General features: G+C 59.7%; 18 protein-coding genes. 8 read left to right on the forward strand and 10 right to left on the reverse strand.

The features are described 5' to 3' along the window. Positions 1–228 (forward strand): hypothetical protein (locus IH881_14145; GenBank protein MCH7868833.1); only part of this gene is annotated, 228 nt, incomplete at its 5' end. 19 nt (positions 229–247) lie between these two features. On the opposite strand, the gene IH881_14150 is transcribed toward IH881_14145, so the two are convergent. Both IH881_14150 and IH881_14155 read right to left on the reverse strand, forming a co-directional pair. Next, positions 248–658: a response regulator gene (locus IH881_14150; protein MCH7868834.1), complete on the reverse strand. Its 411-nt coding sequence runs from the start codon at positions 656–658 to the stop codon at positions 248–250. Then, a complete protein-coding gene (locus tag IH881_14155) occupies positions 648–2687 on the reverse strand; it encodes a PAS domain S-box protein (protein ID MCH7868835.1) in 2040 nt (679 codons plus the stop codon). Before IH881_14155 ends, IH881_14150 begins: the two co-directional genes overlap by 11 nt. 266 nt (positions 2688–2953) lie before the next feature. Here IH881_14155 and IH881_14160 point away from each other — a divergent pair, with 266 nt between their 5' ends. Both IH881_14160 and IH881_14165 read left to right on the forward strand, forming a co-directional pair. Next, positions 2954–4345, forward strand: a complete 1392-nt coding sequence (locus tag IH881_14160; GenBank protein MCH7868836.1) for a sigma-54-dependent Fis family transcriptional regulator — start codon at positions 2954–2956, stop codon at positions 4343–4345. Between the two features lie 438 nt (positions 4346–4783). Beyond that, on the forward strand, positions 4784–5548 hold the full coding sequence (locus IH881_14165) for a FliA/WhiG family RNA polymerase sigma factor (GenBank protein ID MCH7868837.1): 765 nt from the start codon (positions 4784–4786) through the stop codon (positions 5546–5548). Positions 5549–5636: 88 nt separating this feature from the next. On the opposite strand, the gene IH881_14170 is transcribed toward IH881_14165, so the two are convergent. Next, on the reverse strand, positions 5637–6371 hold the full coding sequence (locus IH881_14170; GenBank protein MCH7868838.1) for a Stp1/IreP family PP2C-type Ser/Thr phosphatase: 735 nt from the start codon (positions 6369–6371) through the stop codon (positions 5637–5639). 216 nt (positions 6372–6587) lie between these two features. Between IH881_14170 and IH881_14175 the strand changes: the two genes are divergently transcribed. The 3 genes from IH881_14175 (at position 6588) to IH881_14185 (ending at position 10270) form a co-directional block, all read left to right on the forward strand. Next, positions 6588–8303 (forward strand): response regulator, encoded by a 1716-nt coding sequence (locus IH881_14175; GenBank protein ID MCH7868839.1) that lies wholly within the window; start codon positions 6588–6590, stop codon positions 8301–8303. A gap of 121 nt (positions 8304–8424) precedes the next feature. Then, a complete protein-coding gene (gene nadC, locus IH881_14180) occupies positions 8425–9273 on the forward strand; it encodes a carboxylating nicotinate-nucleotide diphosphorylase (GenBank protein ID MCH7868840.1) in 849 nt (282 codons plus the stop codon). Then, positions 9266–10270, forward strand: coding sequence for a biotin--[acetyl-CoA-carboxylase] ligase (locus IH881_14185; protein MCH7868841.1), 1005 nt, complete (start codon positions 9266–9268; stop codon positions 10268–10270). Before nadC ends, IH881_14185 begins: the two co-directional genes overlap by 8 nt. A gap of 146 nt (positions 10271–10416) precedes the next feature. Here IH881_14185 and IH881_14190 read toward each other — a convergent pair whose 3' ends face one another. Next, positions 10417–11076, reverse strand: a complete 660-nt coding sequence (locus IH881_14190; GenBank protein ID MCH7868842.1) for a transposase — start codon at positions 11074–11076, stop codon at positions 10417–10419. 225 nt (positions 11077–11301) lie between these two features. Beyond that, a complete protein-coding gene (locus IH881_14195; protein MCH7868843.1) occupies positions 11302–12132 on the reverse strand; it encodes a chemotaxis protein CheX in 831 nt (276 codons plus the stop codon). Positions 12133–12454: 322 nt separating this feature from the next. On the opposite strand from IH881_14195, the gene IH881_14200 reads away from it, so the two are divergent. After that, a complete protein-coding gene (locus IH881_14200) occupies positions 12455–12745 on the forward strand; it encodes a hypothetical protein (GenBank protein ID MCH7868844.1) in 291 nt (96 codons plus the stop codon). A gap of 321 nt (positions 12746–13066) precedes the next feature. Here IH881_14200 and IH881_14205 read toward each other — a convergent pair whose 3' ends face one another. From IH881_14205 to purL, 3 genes are all read right to left on the reverse strand, one after another. Further along, positions 13067–14272, reverse strand: a complete 1206-nt coding sequence (locus IH881_14205; protein ID MCH7868845.1) for a retropepsin-like domain-containing protein — start codon at positions 14270–14272, stop codon at positions 13067–13069. A 71-nt stretch (positions 14273–14343) separates the two neighbouring features. Continuing rightward, the gene (gene purB / locus IH881_14210; GenBank protein ID MCH7868846.1) at positions 14344–15720 is read right to left on the reverse strand and encodes an adenylosuccinate lyase; all 1377 of its coding nucleotides are present in this window, start codon (positions 15718–15720) and stop codon (positions 14344–14346) included. A gap of 79 nt (positions 15721–15799) precedes the next feature. Continuing rightward, complete coding sequence (gene purL / locus IH881_14215; protein ID MCH7868847.1) at positions 15800–19702, reverse strand: phosphoribosylformylglycinamidine synthase; 3903 nt, start codon at positions 19700–19702, stop codon at positions 15800–15802. A 245-nt stretch (positions 19703–19947) separates the two neighbouring features. On the opposite strand from purL, the gene hemJ reads away from it, so the two are divergent. Further along, complete coding sequence (gene hemJ / locus IH881_14220; protein MCH7868848.1) at positions 19948–20376, forward strand: protoporphyrinogen oxidase HemJ; 429 nt, start codon at positions 19948–19950, stop codon at positions 20374–20376. 55 nt (positions 20377–20431) lie between these two features. Here hemJ and IH881_14225 read toward each other — a convergent pair whose 3' ends face one another. Together IH881_14225 and IH881_14230 are read right to left on the reverse strand one after the other, a co-directional pair. Further along, complete coding sequence (locus tag IH881_14225; protein MCH7868849.1) at positions 20432–20797, reverse strand: hypothetical protein; 366 nt, start codon at positions 20795–20797, stop codon at positions 20432–20434. Positions 20798–21547: 750 nt separating this feature from the next. Further along, on the reverse strand, positions 21548–21997 hold the full coding sequence (locus tag IH881_14230; GenBank protein MCH7868850.1) for a GatB/YqeY domain-containing protein: 450 nt from the start codon (positions 21995–21997) through the stop codon (positions 21548–21550). Positions 21998–22098 lie beyond the last annotated feature (101 nt).

Raw genomic sequence — 22098 nt, forward strand, 5'->3', positions numbered from 1 at the left:
AAGCTCAAGTGCGAAGAAAAACTCAAACGCCTGAACGACGAAGCGGACAACGTATCGGTGCGTCGCAAGGTCGGCGGCATCCCTCCGCATCTCACGATTTTCGAAATGGGATTCGCGGGCAAGGGACGGCTGTATTACATGAAGGGCAGTCAGCGCCGGTTTCGCGTTCTCAACGTGGGGGCAAAGAACACCCAAAACGCATCGATCGAGTATTTGCGAAAACTCTGAGGCACGGGTCGAGCGAAAGCTACTCTTGCTCGACTCTGCGCGCGCCGACAACTGCCAGCGCCTTGCGCAGTGTTTCCTTCAATTCGGCGTCGTCCCATGGCTTGGGCAGGGGCCCTTGAATGCCCAGGGATCCGAGTTCATCGGCTTTTATCTCCTCGGCCCAGCCCGTGATCAACATCCGAACGACCTTCGGACTTCGCCGCCCAATTTCTTCGAGCAATTCCACACCACGCATGCCGGGCATCATTTGATCCGAAAGCACGAGATCTACGTTTCGCTGGTCGATCACTGAAAGCGCTTCAAAAGGGCCTTCGGCCGTCAAAATTTCGTAACCCTCGCGACGTAAGGTTCGTCGCATGGCAGCGAGAATTCGGACTTCGTCGTCGACGATCAAGACGACGGGCTCAGTCTCGTCCGTGTCAGTCCCCATCTGTTTCTACCTCCACCGGGCTATCCGCTTCAAGGCCCCCGGGAAGCCAGATTTCAAAGATAGTCCCTTTGCCCACTTCACTTTCAACCTTGATCTCGCCACCGTGCCGCTGAATCAGACTATATGACGTCGAAAGCCCCAGACCTGTTCCCGCTCCCACGTCCTTTGTCGTGAAGAACGGATCGAAGATTCGACCGAGATCTTCTGCCGGAATCCCGACACCGTTGTCGCGAATGGTAATCGCCACCCCTCCGTCACGGGCTTCGGTCTGCACTTCGACTTCGCCCGCGATTCCCGACTCGTCGTCGGCCTTCTCTTCAATCGCCTGACAGGCATTGACCAGAAGATTCAACAGCACCTGTTCGAGCTGCATAGGATAGCAGCGCAGAGGAGGAAGCTCCGCGTAGTTCTTCTTCAGGGTCACCACGTGCTTCATCATGGTCCACACGATGTGTGCCGTGGAATCGATACACTGATTGACGTCAGCAAGGGTGGCTTCGCCGGTATCCTGCCGTGAAAAATCGCGCAGATCGCGAACAATGTGCCGGATTCGCTCTGATCCTTCCTGCGATTCACTCAGAGCCTTGGCGAAGTCCTTCTTGACGTAGTCGAGGTCGATCTCACGGCAGACCTGTCGAAGCGATTCGGATGCCGCACGGATTTCATCGATGCCTCGGCCATTTTCGATCGTTTCCTGCAAGACGTCGAGTCGACTCCAGACCCCTTCGAGATCCTGCAGATACTCCGAAGCCTGAAATAGATTCGCGTGAATGAAGCCGACGGGGTTGTTGATCTCGTGGGCCACCCCTGCGGCCAGTTGCCCGATCGACGCCATCTTCTCGCTCTGCAACATCTGGCGCTCGAGCAGCTTGATTTCGCTCAGGTCCTGGAAAATGGCCACCGCGCCCAGAGGTTCCCCCGCGCGGTCGAGCAGCGGGCTGCATGAAATCCCCACCGGAATCATGCGACCGTCTTCGCAGGCGATCAAGCTCTCCGCGCCCTTGAAGCTGACTCCTGCAACGAGAGTGCGGACGATCGAGTTCTCTTCGGCTTCATCGTCACGGAACCAATCCGCGATGGCACGTCCGATCAGCTTGCCACTCTCGACCCCGAGAATGCTTTCGGCGGTCGGGTTTGCGAAGCTGATTTTCCGCGCCGTATCCACGACCACCAATGCGCTGTTGATGTTCTGAATGATGTTTTCGTTGTAGCGCTGCAATTCATCAATCTGCTCGACCTGTCGTTCGATTTCAGTGACGTCGGTGAGCACCAGCAGCACTCGCCCCTCGTTGTTCAGGAGCTGGCTATGCACGTCGGCGACCAGGGGGGACACACTGCCCACACGATTCCAACGAACTCGACGCGCGGGAACGTGCTCGCCTCTGCGCGCCGCTGCGAGCATCACAGCCAACTCGCCTTCGCGATAGAGCTCTTCTGGACAAACCTTCACAAAGTCATTGCCGATCGCGGAGGATTCCGAAATGGACAACAGACGAGAACATTCGGGGTTGGCGGTCACGACCCGCCCATCGCGATCGATCACCACGAGCGCCGCGGGGATTTGGCTCACGATGGCGTCGTGAAGATCTTCGAGCCAGCGAATTCGCCGTTCGACCTTTCCCCGTTCTCGCTGGCCTTGCCAACTGTGGATCAGCTCGAGGGCAGTCGCGGGCAGCAAATTCGCGTAGTCTTCGCCGGCCCGAACACACTGGGTGGCGCCGCAGCGGAAAGCATCCAGCGCGGTTTCTTCGTCGTCGTCGCGCAACACGACCAGGATCGGTGGCCCCAAGGTGCTCACGCAGTCCAACCAACGACGATTCTCTTCCCTGTCGTTGCAGTCCAGCACGATCAGGTCGAGCGCGTCAGGGTCGACATCGTCGCCGAAGGTCGCGACAATCGATCGCGTATCAATCGATGCTTCCGCACCGAGCCGCCCGAGCGAGCGAAGCGTGTCGCTCGCGCCGGATTCGAGATCGGTGAACTGGGGTCCGAGGACTACGATACGGATCGTCGGGGATGATCGTTCCAAACCATTGGCTCCCACGCCGGCTTCGCACTGGCCGCATTCGTTCGGGGGGCTTGGATGTAGAATCTCCATTGTATCCGATCCCGCGGACGCCGGAAAGCCGATCTACCGATGCAAAAGTCACTTCTCACCGATGTTAAAGGCTTTGTGATTCGTAATGTGTCAAAATTCGCGCGGAATTCGCACTCGGCTTGTTGACTTTGGGTTGATGGCGGCTCACAGTGCGTCTAATATTTTTCCAGCCCCCCTCCGCTAGCCGGAGAACCACCCTGCGAAAATCTCACGTACTGGTAGTAGACGACGAAGAGCTTTACCGTCGAGCGCTAGAGCGCATTCTCGCGCGCGTTGGTCACAACGTGCTGATGGCCCGGGACGCCACCGAGGCCATGGGCATCGTGTCTTCGCAGCCGGTCGATCTGGTGCTCTGCGACATCAAGATGCCGGGGATCAACGGCCTCGAACTCGTCCGCCAGATTCACGATGTCGAACCCGACCTCCCGTGCATCGTGATCACGGGCTACAGCAGCGCCGAGAATTCCATTGAAGCCCTGCGCGCTGGAGCATTCTGGTACCTGGAAAAGCCCTTCGAGCAGGAAAGACTCGACGTCGTTCGGCGCCTGGTCGACCAGGCGATCGAACACGGGCGACTCAAAACGGAAAACCGCGCCCTGCACAGCCAACTGCGCTCTCGCTACAAATTCGACAACATCATTGGCAAGAGCCAGGCACTGCAAGAGGTTCTAAGTATCGTCGAAAAAGTCGCGAACACCGACAGTACCGTGTTGATCACCGGTGAGAGTGGCAGCGGCAAAGAGCTGATCGCGCGGGCGCTCCACTACAACAGTGGACGCGCAAATCGCATGATGGTGACGGTGAACTGCGGCGCCATCCCCGAAGAACTGCTCGAAAGCGAACTCTTCGGACATGTAAAGGGCGCGTTCACCAACGCTGTGCACCACCGAGAAGGCCGTTTTGCCCTAGCAGACGGCGGAACCATCTTTCTGGACGAGATCGGGGATATGAGCCCCAACCTGCAAGTCAAGCTGTTACGGGTCCTGCAGGAACGTACCTTCGAGCCGGTCGGTTCATCGAAGACCATCAAAGTCGACGTGCGCGTAATTGCTGCCACAAATCAGCATCTAGAAGAACTGATCGAAAAGAAAATTTTTCGCGAAGATCTCTATTACCGCTTGAACGTGCTCCCAATCGAGGCCCCGCCCTTGCGCGACCGGGTGGACGACATCCCGCTGCTGGTCCATCACTTCATCGATCTGGGCAATCAGGAGCGGAACACGGAGATAGACGGAATTAGTGAAGAAGCGATGAAGCTGCTGATGAACTACGCGTGGCCCGGAAACGTGCGCGAGCTCAAAAATTTGATCGAGCGCGTGATGATCTTGCGTTCAGAAGGCGAGATTGGCGGTGAAGATCTGCCGGCGCAGTTCCATCGTGTGCAGGAGAGATCGCACCCTGCCCCTCGGGTTTCCGACGCCGGCATCGAATTCAACGAGGTCGTCGCTCAACTCGAAACAGACCTCATCCTGCAAGCCCTCGAGCAGACTCACTGGAACAAAAATCGGGCGGCGGGACTTCTCGGACTCAATCGCACGACTTTGCTCGAGAAGATCAAGAAAAAGGGGCTCGAGCCCCAATCGTCCTGAAGTTTCTGCGGACGCATTCCGATAATCCACTCAGCTGCTCATTTGCCAAGACCGCAAAGACCCGCCCAATCGGCGTGGATGTATGCGCGTGACAAATAGCGTCAAGCGAGCGACGGAATCGTAATTCGTATTGCGATTTTTCGTCGAAATCGTGACGCAGATGCGCGCAAATGATGGGAAGTGCCGCATCAGGCTGCACCCAAGCAAGCATTCTACCCACGCCATTTCGAACTCCATAAAGTTATGTAAGTCATTGTATTTATTGAATTATATTCATTCCATATTCGATGGAGTGCGATGCCTGCGGAAACTTCTCATAACTTTTCTTCGCCTACCAAAGACTTTGGCATGACCCCTGCTTTTACCTCGCACATCACATCGCGAGACAGCAGGTGACTGTCCCCGAAGCAAGTTCATTCGACGTGGCCAAGGAAGAAAATGGAAGCTCTGCTCCGAGATGCAAAAGAAAAGTACTGCGCAATTCCGTCGGGTCTGAAAGAACAGATCGTTCTCGAACACACACCACTGATCCGATACATCGTCAATCGTATCGCGGTCCGCTTGCCGTCCCACATCGATCTCGACGACCTCCACAACACCGGCGTGATCGGATTGATGGACGCGATCGAGAAATACGATCCGGACAAGAACTGTAAGTTCAAGACCTACGCAGAGTTTCGTATCAAGGGTGCGATTCTCGACCAGTTGCGATCCCTGGACTGGGTACCGAGAAGCGTGCGTCAGAAGAGCCGTAAACTGGAACGCGCCTACGGAGAAGTCGAGCAGCGCCTCGGCCGTAGCGCCACCGAAGACGAAGTCGCCGACTCGCTCGGCCTGCAGATCGATAAGTTTCACGACCTGCTCAACCAAGTGCGCGGCATCTCGCTAGTCAATCTCGAAGAGATCCGCGGCAATCACTCAGACATGGATCGGACGGGCAGCTTCGCCGACATCATCGAGGATGTCAGCTCGGAGAATCCGTTTGCTTCGCTGAAGGTACTCGAGACAAAGCACGTCATCTCGGACACGATTGGCACACTGCCCGAGAAAGAGCGCCTCGTCATCTCTCTCTACTACTACGAAGATCTCAACATGAAAGAGATCGGGAACATCCTCGGCATCACTGAATCCAGGGTCTGCCAAATTCACACCAAAGCGGTACTCCGACTCCGCTCAAAGCTCAAGGCGACGGTTGATCGCTAATCGGTCCCGGTCGTCAGGGTGACGGAAGCTTGCATCCGTCAATCCATCCGTCCATCAGGGAAGACCGGCGCCGATCTCAGGCGCCGGTCTACTCCCCAGATTTTTCACAGCGCACCAACACCACGGTGATGTTGTCCTCACCGCCGCGATCGTTTGCCATGCTGATCAGGCCGTCACAGGCCTCCTGGAGGTCCGGGGTGTTGCTGAGCGCCAGTGCGATCTCTTCGTCTCGCAGGTGAGTGGTAAGGCCGTCGCTGAACATGGCGAAGACATCCCCTTCCCTGGGAGTCATTTCGAGCAAATCCCCCTGGACCTGGGGTCGCACGCCGAGTGCACAGGTCAGCACGTGACGATGGGGGTGCTCCCGTGCATCCTCCGCGGTGATTTGACGGCGGCGGACGAGTTCTGCCACCAGCGAATGATCGTCTGTCAGTGGCCGAATCAAGCCGTCTCGCAACAGGTAGGCACGGCTGTCTCCAACGTGTGCCAGGGCCAAGCGACCCTCCGCGGCCAAAATGGCTACCAGGGTGGTCCCCATGCCCTCAAACTCTGGGTTCTCCCGGGCGGCGTTGAAGATTTCTCGATTCGCACAGGCTACGACTTGTCTGAGTTTTTCGGACAGGCTGATAACCGCGCCTTCGAGAGCAAAAATGGTGCGCACTGCGGTCTCGGCTGCGATCTGGCTGGCCATCTGACCGGCGCGATGCCCTCCCATGCCGTCTGCGACCAGATAGAGGCCCAAATCTGGCACCAGAGCATAACGATCCTCATTCATACGCCGACGCAAGCCCACATCGGTCGCTGCGCTCGCTTGCAGGATCATCCAGCTCCAGCTCCTCTCTCACGGTATCGGTGTTACACCCCCACTGCTTGAACCTGTCGAGTTCCATCTCTACAGCCGAGAAAATTGAAAATACCGATCAATTGCGCTCACTCAGGCGACGATACTACGCACCAGATGTACGCTTGTGGAACGGGCCGCATTGGGCGCGGTCCACACGCGAACGCTTGGGGTCATGTGCGATCCACGGGAGAGAAGATGCCGATTACACTGCTGCTTGCTGACGACAGCGTGGTGATTCAGAAGCTGGTTGGCCTGAGTTTCGCCAACGAGGACATCGAAATCGTCACGGTGGACAACGGCGACGATGCCGTGACCCGTGCCATTGAGTGCAAACCCGACGTGATCCTCGCCGACGTCGTGATGCCTGGAATGAGCGGCTACGAAGTCTGCTCTGCGATCCGCAGCAACCCCGACCTCGCAGATACACCGGTGCTCCTGCTCACGGGAACCTTCGAAGCCTTCGACGAAGGTCGCGCCAGCGACGTAGGTGCGACCGGTCACATCACCAAGCCCTTCGAGGCCCAAGTCCTGGTCGACCGTGTCACCGAGATTCTCGCGCAAAGACAAGCAGCATCCGAAGCCCCGGCCCCCGCAGCTGACGGCGATTTCTTTGACGAGAATGTGGCTGGCTCCGAAGCGGCAGCCTCCGCAGATTCGACTCCGGCTGAGGCGAGCGCTGCCCAAAGCTTCGCATTTGGCACCAGTACCACCGCTGAACCCACAAACCACGAAAACGAACCCTTGACGTCACCGCTGGACGGTTCGGGCGCAGAAAACGTGGGCGCAGAAACGGTCGCGATGGTTTCCGGTCCCGACCTGAGTGATTTGCTCGACGGAGCTGGTGGCGACCGCACCATCGCGATCATGCCCGAGAGCTTCGGTGAAAATCTGTTGGACAACAGCCTGGCCGTTGACTCCCCGGAAGCTGCCGTCGGGGTTGCATCAGAAGTTGCAACAAGCGACCCCGGCCAGACGGTCCTGGTAGACGATTTTCTCGGCAGCCCGGGTCTGAGTTCAGATTCGAGTCTGATCGGTGCTGCAAGCCCCGAAGCCAGCGAAAACGACCCCACTGGAACTGCGATCGGCAGCATGAATCTGAAGGACGCTCCCGCGCCTTCCCCCACGGCTCCGACGGATTCGCCAACTGCACCGCTCAAAGCTGAAGCTGCCGGCATTTCACCTGACGCAGTGACCGACAACGATTCGCTCGACCTCGATGGACTTAGCTTTGCTAGCCAACCCGCGATGCCGGCAGTCGACATCGACTCCCCGGATGGCGACGAGACCGTGTTGGGCGAAGACTTGTTCGCGACGGGCCCAAACCTCGATACGAACCTGGGCGATTCGCTCACTGACCCCGCCGCGTCCGGCTTGCCTCCGTCTCAGGGACTCGACATCGACTTCGCGGGTGCACCCAACGCAGAGTCGATCGTGCCCCCCAATGCCAACGACTACGATGTTTCGGCTTCAGACCTCAACGTCGATCTCGGGGGAGACAATGCCAGTTGGAGCGCCGGCATTCCGGCCGGAGTCCAGACGGCCCCCGATCCCATTTCGATGACTCCCGACCCAACTCCGCCGGCCCCAGCCAAAAGCGACACGTCCCCATTGGATCTCAGTCCGCAGAGCGATCCAGAACCCGCACCTTCCGCACCCGTTCCGGACCCGGAAGCCAGCGCGGCCGGCAGCAAGGACACGCGTCCCACAATCACTCCGGAGATGAGCGATCGCATCAACGACACCCTTGAAAAGGTGGCGTGGGAAGCGTTCTCCGATCTCTCGGACGACATCGTCCGCCAGCTCATGAAGCGCGTCGAACAGATCGCGTGGGAGGTCATCCCGCAGATGGCCGAGACGCTGATTCGTGACGAAATTCGCCGCATGAAGGGCGAAGAAGAAGGCGAAGAGTAGGACGCCGATAGAGAGCCTCCGCAGCCCGAGCTGAATTTCGAGCTGCTAGACTGGGCGCGAATTTTCTATCGGAGCGTCCGTGTCCAATCTCCATTTCCCTCCCGAATCCGCCTGGCGCCCACTGCTCGTGCTGGCGCTCGCCGAGGACATTGGCCCAGGCGACGTAACGAGTGGGACGGTCCTGTCGCGAGATGCACGTGGACAAGCCCGTATCGAATCGCGTCAGACCATGGTGGTGTGTGGCCTGCCATTGGTCGAAGAAGTGTTTCGCAGCATCGATCCCGGGCTCGATCTCCAGCTTCAGACCGAAGACGGCAAGACGGTTCCAGCTGGAACACCTTTGCTGCGCATCTCCGGTTCAGTCTTGAGCGTGCTGGCGGGCGAACGTCTCGCACTCAACTTTCTCGGACGCATGGCCGGAGTCGCCACACACACCCGAGCCTATGTCGACGCGGTTTCGGGCAGTGGCGTCGAGATCATCGATACCCGCAAGACCATTCCGGGGTGGCGACTGCTCGACAAGTACGCGGTCCTGGCCGGGGGCGGTAGCAATCACCGCATCGGCCTGTTCGACGGCATCTTGCTCAAGGACAACCACATCGCTGCAGCGGGTGGAGTTGCCCAAGCCGTGCGACTGGCTCGCCAAAACGCTCCGGCAAACCTGCGCGTCCAGTGCGAAGTTGAATCCCTCGACCAGGCTCGCGAAGCCGTCGATGCAGGGGTCGATCTCTTGCTCCTCGACAACCGCAGCCCAGCAGAGATCCGCGAGATCGCCGATGCAATGCCCGAGGGTCTATTGCTCGAAGCGTCCGGCGGCATCTCGCTCGACAATGTCCGAGCCTATGCCGAAGCGGGCGTCCATCGAATCTCCGTCGGCGCCCTCACCCATTCCGCCAAAGTCGCGGACGTTTCGCTCGAAATGGAGGCGGGACCGGGGACAGCGGCCCGCCGCCGCAAGCATCGTGGCTAGCGGCGGCGCAGGACGGGTCCTCGAAATCCTCGGCCAGTCGCCGGGAAGTCCGCTCTCCGGAGAACGGTTGTCCGAACAACTCGGCGTCAGCCGCGCCCAGATCTGGAAACACGTCGAACGCTTGCGAGGTCGCGGCTATACGATCGAGGGGGAACGCGGCGGCGGCTACCTGCTGACCTCACGGCCCGACCGATTGTATCCCGAGGAACTCCAGGCCGGGCTCGGCAATCTCTGGCTCGCAAAGGACATCCACTACTTCGACTCGACGGATTCGACCAATCGGGTCGCCTTCGATCTCGCCCGAGAGGGAGCCGAACACGGAACCGCGGTCGTCGCCGAAGGCCAGACCGCCGGGCGTGGCCGTTTGCGTCGCTCCTTCTTCTCTCCCCAGTATCTGAACGTCTACACCTCAATCGTGCTGCGCCCCCAACTCGACACCGCCCAGGCACCAACCCTGATTCCGAGCGCGGCGATCGCGGTGGCCGACGCAATCGCCAACTCCCTGAGCGACCCCGACTGTGTCGCAATCAAATGGCCAAACGACATCCTGCTCTCGGGGCTCAAGACCTCGGGCATCTTGATGGAACTCAGCGCCGAAGCCACCCAAATCGATTTCGTAATCCTCGGAATCGGCGTCAACCTCAACATCGAACGCAGCGAGCTACCCGAAGAGTTCCGCGATCGCGCAACCAGCCTGCGCAGCCACGAAGGAAAAACAATCGACCGCGCCGCCTTCGTCCGGCAGTTGTACACATGCCTCGAAGAAGTACTCGACCTCCACGCTCAAAAGGGATTTACGGCATTGCTCCCCCGCTACGACGCACGTTTTTCGATGAAGGGGCAGCAGGTTCAAGTTTCGGGGGTGGACGGGTCGACTTTGCTCGGTACGGCGCGAGGAATTGCGGAGGATGGTGCGCTCGAGCTCGAGCGAGATGATGGTGAAGTTCTGCGGGTCATTGCGGGGGATGTCACCTTGGTTCGTCCGGGGGATCGCTAAACGGACAGTCACGGGCCTATGCGGAGGAGGCTCGGGGGCATCCTTCTACCCGGCTTGGTTGCCCGTTGGGCGGTTAGGGAAAAGGGCCGGTTTGGTAGTGCGGACGGGCTGGGCGTCGGCGAGAGGGCTGGGGTGGGGGAGAGTTTTTAGCCAGGTATTGCGGAGAGGTTGATTAGGCCGCGTTTGCGCCAGCCTTTGCTGAGGAGCCAGCTCGCTGCCTTGGCGACTCCTACTTCTTCCTGGGTGGATGCCTTCACGCGCAAGCTCTCGGAGCTTGCGCGCCAGCCGTCGAACTGGCTGCCCGAAGAGGCTTCGTCGATCTTCACCGGCGGCGCATGGCCGTTTCGCTGTTTGAAGTGCTTTCGAATATTGAGAAGTACATAACGAAGCGCGTTGCGCACCTGCTGGGGCGAAGTGAGAAGCTGAACGTGATATCGGCCTGCAATCACCTTCCCGGTGCGCTTAAAGACACGATTCACAGCCAGTGCAAACCGAGCAGCAATCGACTTCATGCCCCGGGAGAGGGCATCCTGAGACTCGACCTCAACGATCATGTGAAGATGATTGTGCTGGATGGAGTACTCAACCAGCCGGAAGTCGCCGCGCTCACACCCCTGGGCGAAGGTCTTCCGCACTTCCATCACGAGTGATCGTTGCCGAAGGTTCGAGAGTCCCTTTACAACACGCAACGTCACATGGGCGGGAGTGAGTCTATTGAAATTAGATCGCTGTCGATGAGGCACCTGGCCCCGCCCAACCCGTTTGGCCCCAGCCCCTTTGCGCGGTCCCCCATGTCCAGAGGTCATGCGCTTCTGCAAGACAAAGTTCGAGCTGCTTGATTACTGCCATGCCTCTACTGTAGCAGGGACTATCGCCCTTATCAACCTAATAATGCGTCAGATAAATAAAATAAACGAAACTACAATTCGTGAATTAAAATTCACCCCCTGTCAGCGCCGTCGCCCATCCCCCTCAACAACCATCCAACCCACCCTTCACGACATGTACTCAATGAACTCATCACAAACGTTTCAAACGATGTCGAGGATCAATGCTGCGCGACCGCCGCTGGTCTGCAGCTCGAAAGCGAAGCCCGCGTCGGGGCTGGCCAAGGTTTCTGGGACGCCCATTTCGATTCGGGGGCCGGAGCCCTCTATTTTGGCTTTGGCGAGGCCCACGAGGATGTTTACGAACTCGCCGAGGGCATCTTCGCGATCTGAATCTGTGATTGCGTCGCCGTCGAGTGCGAGCATTTCGCTTGCGAGACGGTTGATGAGGGAGTCACTCGCGACAAAGCCGATGCGAATCTCAGGGTCAGTTTCGACCAGGATCGCGGTTCCGTGTGGATGCGGGAGGGTTCCCGAGAAGTACTGTGCGGCTGAGGTGCGAATCTGCAGACGGCCCAAGCGCAGTGCGACTCGGGGAAGTGCTTCGAGCACCGGGTGCAGGAATGGATGGCTGCGAAGTTCTTCTGGAATCGTGTCGGCTGTATCGTATTGAGCTTCGGCCTGTTGTTTGTAGACATCCAACATCACGCTGGCCCGGTCCTCAGTAATTGCGCCGCGCTGCACCAGTGCTTCCCCGATGTACAGGAACGTCTCACTCTGCTCGTGCAGGAGTTGTGTGACCTGCTTTTCGTTGAGCAGACCCAGTTCTTGGGCGATTTCTCCGAAGGCCAGGTCCTGGCTGCGTTGGGCGCTGCAAATTTGATCGACCTGGTCTTTATTCAGGAGACCGCCTCGGATTGCGAGTTTTCCGACCGGAATGTTCGCGTCCGCGAGGTAGTCAAGAACCTCGGACAGCTGACATTCGTCGATCTCGCCTGCCTCGAGCAGGAAATCGCCGAAGAAAATCGAATACACAGACCAGCGCCTCCTCACCTCAGACTAATTCGAGTCGATCAGAAAAAGGCAATCCCTTCGCAGGTCGGCACACCCACGAATCTCCTTTATGCCTGCGCGCGGAATAGTGATCGGGATTCCGGATAAGAATGACAGCGTTTTCGCTTGTGTTGGGTTCTCCTAGCCCACCCCGATGGTTTCTTCTGCGGGACTCAGCACTCCCCCTGAGTAGGTTGCGAGGACGCTCGCTGTTGCGATCTAAATTTCTGACGGCGGAGAGACGACGGAGAGGTGTGGCATTCAAGGCTACGCATGGCCGGTTGAAATACCGAGCGAGGACCTGATGATCGAAACGACGAACAAATCTAGAAATGGTTCGAAGGCCAGCAAGATTCGCTGGATGGGCGCCATCGCTGCAATCGCGTTCCTCTTTGCAACAGGTTGCGGCGACTCATACGAACCTGTCGCGGCGAGCGAGTGCAGCAAGCTGGTGCGGCACGCTCGCAAACTGCTCGGAAACCGCGCCGATTCCCACAGCGAGACGCTGACGAAGTGCAAGGCTGCAACCGACCAGGAACGCGGGTGCGCGATGGTTGCCGACAGCGCGGCCGATTTAATGCGCTGTTCGATGTAAGCGAGCCAGGGTCGCCGCTGCGTCAACCGAGATCTGTTCAGCCCTGCCGACTCCCGGCAATGAATTCTTCTGTCCGGGTGTAGGCCTGATCGTCGCCGCATTGCTCGGGGGGATGCTTTATGAAGCAGACCTTGCGGTTCGTTCCGAACCGACCGGGAGAAAGTTGACGAGCACCTCTGCTCGCGATTCCTCGAGCGCTTGTACAACCCTCTTCTCGAGTGGCTTCAGGTGCACCCGATGGCATTGTCGGAGCTCTGGTCTCGCTAGTAGTCGAGACCTTGGACGAGCGAGCTGGCGCGGTTTCCCACTCTCAACGGGCTGCTAGAACCGGTCGGTTTCCCAGCTTGCTGCCAATGGCCTGATTTCGAAGTTCTCACAGAGGCTGTTTCTGGGCAGGGAGGCCACTTGACTCACGGAACCAAATGCCGGGATGGGATCGAGTCGAATGGTGAAGTTCTCTTCGGAGCACTTCACCTCGAGCACGCTGCTGCGGATCCCCTGGCGGGATCGATTTTCGACCTCGATCGTCAACTCGAGTCGCCCATCGTCCCAGCGACGCAGCACGGAGCTCAAATCGAGCCAAGGTTGAATGTCGAGTTTGCGATTGCGTCTACCGCGACGCGGGACGAATTCGAGTTGTTCGGATTCATGATCGATCGAAACCCGGAAGTGGCTCGATACATTGAGTCCGAGGAGGCCCGCCGTCGTCGGGCTCGCACAGGATTCGCAGACCGCGACCGTGACCCACTCGACCACTTCCTCGTCGAGCCAGACGGCGTCGACGAGTGCGAGGCGAGCTTCCATTTCTCCTGCAGCAGTGCGCAGTAGAATCGTGGGTGCTCCGTCGTCGAGTTGAATGTCGAGGGCGTCCAGAGCATCTCGAGTCAGGGTGGTAAGCGTCGCACCCGTGTCGAAAATAAACTGCAATTGCTGGCCGAATTCCGGTCCATCGATGTGCACAGGAATCACAATCGTCTGACCTTCTCCGCCGTAAGGAATCCAGGTCGGCCGATGCTCTGTTGCGACTTTCGTTGTCGCAATTGTGGCTCCGACCGGCTGGCGTTCCCTTACCCCACGACGCTCCGCGCGAACAATACGTTCCGGCTCCGAGCCGTAGAGGCGCAGCCAACCGAGTCCGGTCGCGACGACTTTTTGCTGCATCGAAGCGTCCAGGGAACTCGACAGGTACTCGAGTCCGATCCGGGTGGCGGATTCCCGACGTTCGGAAATGTATTGGGGAAACGCCAACATCAGCGCTACGGACCAGATCGAAAGTGCCAGGCCGTGGGCCGAGGAACTTGCGCCAAAAATACTGGCGAGGCCGAGGGCCGGAAGGATCACCGCGCAAAATGCCCCGGCGACGGCCGACTGACTGGGCAAGTTCTGCTCCAGTCCGAAACCGGTAAAAGTACTCAGGGCCAGCAGCACCGGCGGCAGGGCCAGCACGAGCAGCACCGGGCCCAGGTGAAATCGGCTGCGCGATCGGTCTGTGTCTTCAGGCGGGTTGAGATCTTCTCTGGAGTCCAATGCAGGGTTCACTGATGCTTTAGGCGAAAGATGTCCGCAGGGTGGTAGTGCTTGTCTAGTCAATACACACGCTAGCTCTTGCGGGCCTGACTTGCAGCGTCGCCAAGGTATGTCCCGGGGCGCAGTGCACGGAGTCTTGCCTTGGCCTCTTCCGGGATTTCGAGCGAATCGACGAAGGCTGCCAAGGTTTCGGCGTCGATCGATTCGCCCCGGGTGAGTTCTTTGAGTTTTTCATACGGATTCGCAACGCCGTATCTGCGCATCACCGTCTGAATGGGTTCCGCCAGGACGGCCCAGTTCTTGTCGAGGTCCTCCGCCAGTGCTACCGGGTCTACTGCGAGCTTGCCGATGCCCTTCAGTGTTGCCTGGTAGGCGATGATCGTGTGCGCAATTCCCGTCCCGAGATTTCGCAGCACCGTCGAATCGCTCAAGTCTCGCTGCCAGCGCGAAATCGGAAGCTTGTTCGCGAGATGGTCCATCACAGCGTTCGCCACCCCGAGGTTTCCCTCGGAGTTTTCGAAGTCGATGGGGTTCACCTTGTGGGGCATCGTCGAGGATCCCACCTCGCCCGGGACCGCGCTCTGTTTGAAATAGCCGAGCGAGATGTAGCCCCAGACGTCGCGATTGAAGTCGATCAGAATCGTGTTGAAGCGACCGATTGCCGCGCCCAGTTCTGCGATGTAGTCGTGGGGTTCGATTTGCGCAGTACAGGGATTCCATACGAGTCCCAGTGACTCGACGAACTGACGCGCGTGACCCGCCCAGTCGATGTCCGGATAGGCTGCGAGGTGAGCGTTGTAGTTTCCGATCGCGCCGTTGGACTTGCCCATGAGTTCAACGCTCGATACCTGGCTTCGCTGCCGCTCGAGGCGAAACGCGAAGTTGGCCATTTCCTTGCCGAGGGTGGTCGGCGAGGCGGGCTGACCGTGGGTGCGGGAGAGCATCGGGACCTCGGCGTGCTGTACCGCGAGATCGCGAATCGCCGCGATGACTTCGCCCATTGTGGGCAGCAGGGCGCTTTTCCGCGCCTCGTTCAGCATCAGGCCGTGGGCCAGGTTGTTGACGTCTTCCGAGGTCAGCGCGAAGTGAATGAACTCGCTGATTGCATCGAGTTCCTTTACGTCGGCCACGCGTTCTTTGAGGAAGTACTCCACTGCTTTGACGTCGTGATTGGTCGTGCTCTCAATTTCCTTGACGCGCGAGGCGTCCTCACTGTTGAAGTCTGAGGCGATGGCGTCGAGCACTTTTGCGGCTTTCTTCGACAGTGCGGGAACTTCGGTGATCTGGGGATGTGCGGCCAGGGAGGCGAGCCATTGCACTTCCACTTTTACCCGCAGCCGGATCAGACCGTACTCACTGAAAATGTGGCGCAAGTCGGCGGTCTTCGACGCGTAGCGGCCGTCGATCGGCGAAATTGCAGTCAGTGATGTAAGCGGGAGATCGTCCATCAGATCCTCCTTTAGCCGACCAAGAGCCTCAGCCGACCAAGAGCTTCAGCCGACCAAGAGCCTCAGCCGACCAAGAGCCTCAGCCGACAAAGAGCCGAGCATTGCGAAACAATCGCATCCACGGAGCATCTTCACTCCAGTCGCTCGGATGCCAAGAGTACTGCACTGTGCGAAAGACGCGCTCGGGGTGGGGCATCATGATCGTAACGCGACCGTCAGGGGTGGTGAGCGCTGTGATGCCCTCAGGCGAGCCATTTGGGTTTTCGGGGTAACGGCTGGCCGTGTCGCCCCGGCCGTTGACGAAGCGTCCCGCGATGAGTTGCGACGCATTTGCCTGCTCGAGGCTTCCAGGGGCGAATTCGGCGCGTCCCTCGCCGTGGGCTACGGCGATCGGCAGCTCTGCCCCGACCATGTCGCGCAACAGGATCGAGGGGTTCGGTTCGATCTTCACCATGGCCAGTCGCGACTCGAACTGTTCCGACCGGTTGCGAACGAAGTGAGGCCAGTTCGTCGCGCCGGGGATCAGGTCTCGCAGGTTCGAGAGCGCCTGACAGCCGTTGCAGACTCCGAGGGCAAAGCTGTCACTGCGCGAGAAGTAGCTGGCAAACTGATCTCGTGCGCGATCGTTGAACAGGATCGACTTGGCCCAGCCCTCTCCCGCGCCGAGCACGTCGCCGTAGGAAAAGCCGCCGCACGCCACCAGTCCGAGGAAACTGTCGAGGGTGACCGTGCCGTCCTGGATGTCGCTCATGTGGACGTCTACGCATTCGAAGCCCGCGCGATCGAAGGCCGCGGCCATTTCGATCTGTCCGTTGACCCCTTGCTCGCGCAGCACCGCCAGGCGAGGGCGAACATTTCGCGCAATGAAAGGCGCGGCGACGTCCAGGTTCGCATCGAACGGGACGACCGCACGAAGCCCCGGATTGCTCGGCTCGCTGCGGCTCGCATGTTCTTCGTCGGCCGACTCGGCATCGTCCCGGAGATGCTGCATCTGGTGAGTGACTGAAGACCAGTCGCCGCGCAGGTCGAAGCGGGATCGCGCGTAGAGATCGGTCCCCGCCAGTTTGATTTCAACCCGATCGTGACTCGCCGGACTGCCGATCAAGTGGCTGCACTGGGCGAGACCGAAGCGATCCAGTTCCTCGAAGACCGCGTCCCGATCTCGGCTGGAGATCTGGATCACGGCGCCCAACTCTTCACTGAACAGTGCGGCCAAAACCGTTTCGGGTTCGCTATCGGCGACCAGGTCGCCGAGGTCGATTGCGAGCCCGCAGCCCCCGGCGAACGACATCTCGCACAGGGTTGCAAACAGGCCACCGTCGGAACGGTCGTGGTATGCGAGCAACTTTCCCGCGGCGTTCAGGGACTGAACCGCCTGAAAGAAGCCGAGCAGAACTGCGGGATCGTCGACGTCGGGTGCTTCGACCCCAAGTTTTCCGTAGACCTGTGCCAGGGCCGAGGCCCCCAGTCGGTTCTTGCCGGCCCCGAGATCGATCAACACCAGCACGCTATCGCCGAGGTTGCTCTGCAGTTGTGGAGTCAGGGATTTGCGGATGTCGCCGACCCGTGCGAACGCACTGATGATTACGCTCATGGGTGCGGTCACGCTGCGCTGGCTTCCCGCTTCATTCCAGACGCTCTTCATCGACATCGAATCCTTGCCCACCGGCACCGCAATGCCGAGGGCGGGACAGAGATCCATGCCCACGGCGCTGACCGCATCGTAGAGGTTCGCGTCTTCGCCGGGATGACCTGCCGCAGCCATCCAATTGGCGGAAAGCTTGATGTCGGAGATGGTGTCGATCGAAGCACTGGCGATGTTGGTAATCGCTTCGCCGACGGCCATGCGCGCCGATGCCGCTGCGTCCAGTAGCGCCACCGGTGTGCGCTCGCCGATCGCGATGGCCTCGCCGGCAATGCCATCGAAGCTGCTCGCTGTGACTCCTGCGTCGGCGACCGGAACCTGCCATGGGCCAACCATTTGATCGCGGCAGATCAGACCGCCGACCGTGCGGTCTCCGATCGTGACGAGAAAGGTCTTGTCCCCCACCGTCGGCAGGCGCAGTACCCGCCTTGCGGCTTCGTCGAGATCGATGCTGGCGAGATCGAGCGGCGTGTGAGGTACTGCGATCCGGGTCGCGGTGCGGTGCATGCGCGGCGGCTTGCCGAGCAGGACCTCGAGAGGAAGATCGATCGGAGTGTTCTCGAAGTGCTCGTCGCTGACCTGCAGCTGTCCGTCGTCGGTCGCTTCGCCCACCACCGCAAGCGGGCAGCGCTCGCGGACGCACAACGCTTCGAAGTCGTTCAGGCGTTCGGGCGCGATCGCCAACACATATCGTTCCTGGCTCTCATTGCACCAGAGTTCGAGTGGGCTCATACCGGGTTCGGCGTTGGGCACCCTACGCAACTCAAAGCGGGCGCCACAGCCGCCGTCGTGGACCAGCTCCGGTAGCGCGTTGGAGAGCCCTCCGGCGCCGACGTCGTGAATCGAGAGAATCGGATTGTCGCTGCCCTCTGCCCAGCAGCGGTCGATCACCTCCTGACAGCGGCGTTCCATCTCCGGGTTGTCGCGCTGCACCGAGGCAAAGTCCAGATCTTCGTGACTCGAGCCCGAAGCCATCGACGAGGCAGCCCCGCCGCCGAGGCCGATCAACATCGCCGGTCCGCCCAACACCACGATTTTTGCGCCGGCCGGGATCGGGAGTTTGTCTACATGTTCGACTCGAATGTTTCCCAGGCCCCCCGCGAGCATGATGGGCTTGTGATAGCCGCGGACTTCGAGCCCTGCTGGCCCTTCGACTTCTGCTTCGAAGGTGCGGAAGTATCCCGAGATGTTCGGGCGGCCAAATTCATTGTTGAACGCCGCACCTCCGACCGGTCCCTCGAGCATGATGTCCAGGGCGGAGGCGATGCGATCCGGTTTGCCGTAATCCCGTTCCCAGGGTTCTACGGCACCCGGGAGCTTGAGGTTCGATACCGAGTAGCCCGTGAGCCCGGCCTTGGGTTTTGCGCCCCGACCGGTCGCACCCTCGTCGCGAATCTCGCCGCCGGAACCGGTAGCGGCGCCTGGAAAGGGAGAGATCGCGGTCGGATGATTATGCGTTTCTACTTTCATGAGGATCAGAATTTGTTCGCGCTGCGCCCGATAGATCCGAGTCTTCGGATCGGGGAAGAAACGACCGCCCTCGCTTCCAGCGACCACGGCACAGTTATCCGAATAGGCAGAGAGCACACCGTCGGGAGACATGGCGTGGGTGTTGCGAATCATCTGGAACAGCGAGCGTTCCTGGTCGACCCCGTCCAGGGTGTAGTCGGCGTTGAAAATCTTGTGACGGCAGTGCTCCGAGTTTGCCTGGGCAAACATCATCAACTCGATGTCAGTCGGGTCGCGTCCCAGCGCGCGGAAGTTTTCGACCAGGTAGTCGATCTCGTCGGGCGCCAGGGCGAGGCCCAATTCCCGGTCCGCCTGCACCAGCGCGTCGCGGCCACCGCTCTGCAGATCGACCTTTCGCAGTGCCGTGGGCTCAGCGTGGTGGAACAGCGCCTCCGCCTCGTCCGGGCGCCTGAAGACCGTCTGGGTCATGCGGTCGTGCAAGTAAGGGGCGATCTCTTTCACGCCGTCGGCGAGCGCTCCCGACACCCAATACGCGATGCCTCGTTCGAGTCGCCGCACCCGTGTGAGCCCACAGATCTGGGCGATTTCGGTGGCTTTCGAAGACCAGGGAGAGATCGTCCCAACCCTCGGGGTGACCAGCAGCATTTGGCCCTCGTGAGCTTCCGACTCGCCTGCCCGTTTTGGGCCGTATTCGAGCAGCCGGTCGAGGATCTTTCGCTCCGCGTCGCTCAGGGTTTCGCTTTCATCTACGAAGTGAACGAATTCGGCGGCGATGCCTTGCAGGGCGGGAATACGGCTGCGGATTCGCTCTTCGAGTGCGCGCAGGCGGGCGTCAGAAAGAGCGGGGGCACCGCGCAGATGGAGCATTTTGACTCCTGTGCGCCTCAGTGCTCCGCACCGAGGGGATTCGTAGCTGTGGGCGAGTGGCTATTTTAGTTACTTCCGTTCTGTTCACCAATGGGTCTCTGCGAATCATCTCGTTCCCGCCTGCCCGGCGATTTGCTCACCGATCCCGGCAGGGACCCGGCTAGACTCTGGCGCCGCCGCTGCTGGGAATTGGCAGAAACGGGCAAGAGGATGCAATGGAGAACGATTCGGCCTGGCTCTGGTCAATCTACCCATGGGTCAAGGCGCTGCACGTGATGGCCGTGATCTCCTGGATGGCGGCGTTGCTGTATCTGCCGAGGCTCTTCGTGAACCATTGCGAGGCGCAGCCCGGGTCAGTCACGAGCGAAGTCTTCAAGGGTATGGAGCGACGACTCGCCCAGTTGATCATGACGCCGGCGATGATCGTGAGCTTCGTGGCGGGGCTGACCCTGCTCGCCATCAACCCCGCGCTGGTGCGCGGGAGCGGTTTTATGGCGGTGAAGCTGGTCCTGGTGGTCGTCCTGGCGGGGGTGCACGTCGCCATGCTGCGCTGGCTCCGGGAATTTGCCGAGGATCGCAACACCCGGCCCCAGCGCTTCTACCGTATCGCGAACGAAGTCCCGACCGTGTTGATGATCGCCATCGTCATCATGATTGTGGTGCGCCCGTTCTGAGCGAGCTTTTTGCTCGGTGCCAGGACCCGCTACCTGGGCGCACTACCTGGGTGCACTACCTGGGAAAGACGCCCTTGGTCTCGAAAACCTCGAGCTGTCCAAATATCCCTTCGACCTGGTAGGGATCGCTCTCGGCGATCTCTCGGGCCGCTTCCAGGCTCTCTGCTTCGAGCACGATCAAGCTGCCACACGGGTTCTGCTGGGCATCGATCAGGGGTCCGGCAAAGCGGATGCGCCCGGCTTCGTCCAGGATCGAGATGTGGGCGAGATGGCTCTCACGGTGTTGCTTTCGCAGTTCCAGCCCGCGTTCTGAATCGCGTCCCTGGTAGATGTACAGCGGCACAATGATCTCCCGTGATCGGTGGGTGGTTACGCTCGAACCGCGGTACCCGCGGGAGCCCAAGCCTATCGCACCGCTCATGCTGCGCACGGCAAATGGCGATTCACTCCTCGATGAGCACACTCGATCCCGCGCACTCGTCCAAACCCGAAAATTCACGCGAAACGCAGGCTCTCTTGAGAATTCATCACTTGCGCCAGGCGGAGGCCTGGGCACCCGTGGTCTGGTTTCCAGCCGTGTTGGTACTGGTTTCGGTGGTGGGGCTCGCTGTTGGAATCGCCGGTGCCACTTTTTCGGCAATTCTACGTGGGGCGGTTGCCGCGAGTCGCTGCCCCAGGTGTTACGAGCGGTACTCGAACGCGCCGAATGGGGCCCACGAAATTTGGCATCGCGATCGATGCGCAAGTTGTGGTTTGTCTCGCTATCTCGCCTGAAATTGGCTCCGCAGCGCGACGCTCATATCATCAATAATAGAAGCGACTGTTGGATGTTGTCGGTGAGAGTTGCATATAAGTTGCGCCGGCGGCTGCGACGCGTTGAAAGTGCAGCGCGTGCAGGGCATGTGAACGGCTACTTGCGTCTGTTCTGCGTGTTGCTGAACAAAATGTGCAGGCTTCGTTCATTGGCAGCGCTGTAGTCGTGTGTGTCGAAGGAGAAAATGAAATCGAAAAATTTACTGGATTCCTCCGGATTTTACTTGAATCCCATTCGGGTCGGAACGTATCCTTTCGGGGTCAGCAAAGTGTTGGCAGCCCTCGGAGGGTCTTCTTCCCAGTAAGACCCTCCGAGGGCACCCTTTTCTGACAGCCTGTTTGTTTGGCCCCCCGAGTCTTACGCCTCGAGCAATTCCGCGGCGATCTTGCGCGCGAGGTTTCCATCGACCTTGCCTTTGTGCTGCTTCATCACGGCCCCCATGACCTTTCCAACGTCACCCGAGGACGTTGCACCCGTCGCTTCGATAGCGGCCACGACGATCTCTCGTGTGGCGTCGGCGTCGGCGAGCTGGGGCAAGAATTCGCGAATCACCGCGAGTTCGTCGCGCTCTGCGTCGGCCTGTTCTTGACGGCCTGCGCTGTCAAAGGCCTCGATACTCTCCCCCCGCTGCTTTTCCAGGCGACGCAGTAGAGAGACCGAAACCTCGTCCGGCAGATCATCCGAGTTGTCCTTCTTCATTTCGTTGAGCAGAACTGCCCGCATGTTGCGGAGAGCGTTCAGCCTCAGCTTTTCCCTGGCCTTCATCGCGTCTTTCATTTGGCGGCTTACGTCTTCCACGATCGACATCCATTATCCCCTGAGGTGGTCGGTAGCTAAAACCAAAGGATACGCCGGTGGCTGCCAGCTACCACGAGATTCTGGGAACCAGTGCTCCGACGTGGGTGTCT

The sequence above is a fragment of the Myxococcales bacterium genome, from assembly GCA_022563535.1.
Taxonomy (GTDB): Bacteria; Myxococcota_A; UBA9160; order UBA9160; family UBA4427; genus DUBZ01.

Coding starts and splice junctions, on each gene's coding strand:
- IH881_14150 (MCH7868834.1), bottom strand. CDS start 658: ATGGGGACTGACACGGACGAGACTGAGCCCGTCGTCTTGATCGTCGAC.
- IH881_14165 (MCH7868837.1), top strand. CDS start 4,784: ATGGAAGCTCTGCTCCGAGATGCAAAAGAAAAGTACTGCGCAATTCCG.
- IH881_14170 (MCH7868838.1), bottom strand. CDS start 6,371: ATGATCCTGCAAGCGAGCGCAGCGACCGATGTGGGCTTGCGTCGGCGT.
- IH881_14175 (MCH7868839.1), top strand. CDS start 6,588: ATGCCGATTACACTGCTGCTTGCTGACGACAGCGTGGTGATTCAGAAG.
- IH881_14190 (MCH7868842.1), bottom strand. CDS start 11,076: ATGACCTCTGGACATGGGGGACCGCGCAAAGGGGCTGGGGCCAAACGG.
- IH881_14200 (MCH7868844.1), top strand. CDS start 12,455: ATGATCGAAACGACGAACAAATCTAGAAATGGTTCGAAGGCCAGCAAG.
- purB (MCH7868846.1), bottom strand. CDS start 15,720: ATGGACGATCTCCCGCTTACATCACTGACTGCAATTTCGCCGATCGAC.
- purL (MCH7868847.1), bottom strand. CDS start 19,702: ATGCTCCATCTGCGCGGTGCCCCCGCTCTTTCTGACGCCCGCCTGCGC.
- IH881_14225 (MCH7868849.1), bottom strand. CDS start 20,797: ATGAGCGGTGCGATAGGCTTGGGCTCCCGCGGGTACCGCGGTTCGAGC.
- IH881_14230 (MCH7868850.1), bottom strand. CDS start 21,997: ATGTCGATCGTGGAAGACGTAAGCCGCCAAATGAAAGACGCGATGAAG.